The 2,962-nt window shown below is 48.4% G+C and carries 2 protein-coding genes; one reads left to right on the top strand and one right to left on the bottom strand.

What is annotated here, in order from left to right; all coding sequences use genetic code 11:
- A partial coding sequence (gene pepN / locus ACKOVI_RS00975) for an aminopeptidase N (RefSeq protein ID WP_509601941.1) occupies positions 1-2,099 on the bottom strand: 2,099 nt, incomplete at its 3' end.
- Positions 2,100-2,164: 65 nt separating this feature from the next.
- Here pepN and trmB point away from each other — a divergent pair.
- Positions 2,165-2,824 carry a tRNA (guanosine(46)-N7)-methyltransferase TrmB gene (gene trmB / locus ACKOVI_RS00970; protein WP_509601939.1) on the top strand — a complete coding sequence of 220 codons (660 nt, stop codon included), beginning with the start codon at positions 2,165-2,167 and terminating at the stop codon, positions 2,822-2,824.
- The last annotated feature ends 138 nt before the right edge of the window (positions 2,825-2,962 follow it).

Genomic DNA, 2,962 nt, shown 5'->3' with positions numbered 1-2,962 from the left:
TCAGCAACAGTTGCAGCACCGCGTTCGACCAATGAATTAAGGAGTGTCCAGCGAAGGTTTGCATCAACGGTGACACCTGCAACTTTGCCATCAAGGATGTCGCGCACCTTTGAAACCTGGGCTGGTGACTTTGCACTTGCTGCAAAGCTACGAACATATTGAAGCTGCATATCGCTTCCTGCCGCTGCGCCATCAAGAAGCTTCTCGATGCCATCAGCCAAAATCGTGCGAAGTGCATCGCGGTTTTTATCAGCTGCATAGAGCTCGACGGCTGTTCCGAGCTGCAGCATCTGAGTAGCAACAACGGCAACATCAGTCTCAGATGCAAGTGCATTGAGAACCATCGGTACGTAATCACTTGCTGCGAGTTCGCCATCACGAGTCATATCCCAGACTGCTGACCAGGCAAGTGCACGAGTCAATGAATCTTCGATATTTCCGAGGTGGCTCTTGAGAGTTGCGATTGAGCGTTCATCGAAACGGAGCTTTCCGTATGAGAGGTCGCCATCATTGAGTACGACTAGATCTGCAAGCTTCTCGCCAGCAAAGTCAGGTACAACTGTTGTTGCACCAGCAACGTCTAGTTCAACACGCTTGCGACGAACCACCTTGCCGCCTGCGATGTCATAGAGACCTACTGCCATACGGTGTGGGCGAAGTTCTGTTGAGCCAGCTGGAACAAGTGGAACCTCCTGCTTAACAGCAACAGATGTGTACTTGTCGCCATCGATAACAAGCTCTGGGCGCCAGGTATTAACGCCAGCTGTCTGTAGCCAGGTAGCAATCCATGGCTTGAGATCGCGACCTGAGGTTGCTTCGAGTTCGACAATCAAGTCATTAAGAGTTGTATTACCCCATGCATGCTTTTCGAAGTACTTCTTCAAGCCTGCGATAAATGCATCGAGACCAACGTATGCAACGAGCTGCTGAAGAACAGATGCTCCCTTTGCATATGTGATTCCATCGAAGTTTGTCTTGACCGCTTCGAGGTCATACATATCTACCGCGATTGGGTGAGTAGAAGAGAGCTGATCTTGGCGGTATGCCCAGTTCTTGCGCTCTGCATTGAAGACAGTCCATGAGTTCGTGAAACGAGTTGCGTATGCGAGTGTGTGATACGAAGCCCACTCAGCAAAGGACTCGTTGAGCCATAGGTCATCCCACCATGACATTGTGACGAGGTCACCGAACCACATATGCGCCATCTCGTGAAGGATGACATTTGCGCGCCAGTTGTATTCCTTATCAGTCACCTTTGAGCGGAAGACGAAGTAGTTTTCGGCGAATGTGACGCAGCCAGCGTTCTCCATTGCGCCTGCATTGAATTCTGCAACTGCAATCTGATCGTACTTATCGAATGGATATGCAAGACCGAAATCCTTTTCGAATGCTGCAAAGCCGCGACGTGTGATGTCAAAGAGTTCTTCGGCGTCCATGTGCTCTGCAAGTGACTTGCGGCAGTAGAGACCGAGTGGAACAACTTTTGCGCCCTTGTATTCGCTCTCGACCTTGAAGTAAGGGCCTGCAACAAGTGCGGTGAGGTAGGTAGAGATGCGAGGAGTAGTGGTGAATGTCCACTTCTTATTTCCTGCAACATCATCCTTTGATGCAACTGGGTTATTTGAAATTACCTCCCAGTGGCTTGGAACGGTTGCTGAGATTGCAAATGTTGCCTTGAGATCTGGCTGGTCGAAGCAAACAAATGTGCGACGAGCATCTGGAACTTCGTGCTGGGTGTAGAGGTAGACCTCTCCATCTGCAGGATCCTGGAAGCGGTGGAGACCTTCACCTGAGTTTGAGTAGATGCCTTCGAATTCGACGTAGAGCTCGTTGCTTGCCTCAAGCGGTGGAAGGAAAATTGATTCGCCATCGAACTTTGGATCGAATGCCTGACCATTGAGTTCGGCTTTGATGACTGACTTGCCGACCGCATCGATAAATGTTGTTGCGCCTGGCTTGAGACCATCGAACTTAACACGAGTCTTGACGATGAAGTTCTCAGCTCCAACTGTGAGATCAAGATCTACATCATATGAATGGACCTTGACGAGCTGTGAACGTTCTTGCGCTTCTGCACGTGTGAGATTTACTCCTGGCACGGTTTACTCCTTATAGATGGTCTGCGTGGATGAAGAGAGCCTAATCGAACCATAAGATTCTCGCTATGGATGAGCCTACAGTTCGCAGTTATCGCATCCGCGGCTCTCGTATTACAGGTCCTCAGCAAGCAGCGCTCGATAAGCATTGGGGCTCATATGGAATCGAAGCCAGCAATCACGTTTTAGATTTTGCAACACTTTTTCCAGATTCCAAGGAGGTCATCCTTGAGATCGGATTTGGGATGGGCGAGGCGACCGCACTTATCGGCCAAGCTTTTCCTGAAAAAGGATTTCTCGCCGTCGATGTTCATCGTCCAGGCGTCGGCAAGCTATTTCTTTTAATTCATGAATACGGTTTAAAGAACCTTCGTGTTATTCAAGGTGATGCACATTTAATTATGCACAACATGATCGCTGATCAATCACTAGATGGAGTGCACTTGTTCTTTCCAGATCCATGGCAGAAGAAGAAACACCATAAACGTCGCATCGTGAATGCTAATTTCTTGGCACAAGTTGCTTCCAAACTAAAACCTGGTGGATTTATCCATATTGCAACCGACTGGGTTCCATATGCGGAATGGATTGAAGAAGTCTTTGCATCATCTTCTCTATTTACTGGAGGAAAAGTTGTACGCCCGGATTGGCGTCCAGATACTCGATTTGAAGGTCAGGGAATTACAAAAGATCATCAAGTCAATGACTTTAGATATTTTAAAAGCTAGCAGCAGGTATCTTCAAAGCTAGCAATTTTGCCGATGCGGCGTGCATGGCGCTCATCACCAGGAAACGGCGTTGCGATAAATGCATCGATAAAATCTTTTACTTCCTGTGCTGTGTGCTGACGCTGACCTACTGAAATC

This window comes from Candidatus Planktophila sp., assembly GCF_046070465.1.
GTDB lineage: Bacteria > Actinomycetota > Actinomycetes > Nanopelagicales > Nanopelagicaceae > Planktophila.
The sequence above is the reverse complement of the archived record's forward strand: the minus strand, read 5'-3'. Positions and strand labels throughout refer to the sequence as shown.

Excerpts from the sequence above, each read along its gene's own strand:
- trmB (WP_509601939.1), top strand. The coding sequence starts at position 2,165 with ATGGATGAGCCTACAGTTCGCAGTTATCGCATCCGCGGCTCTCGTATT.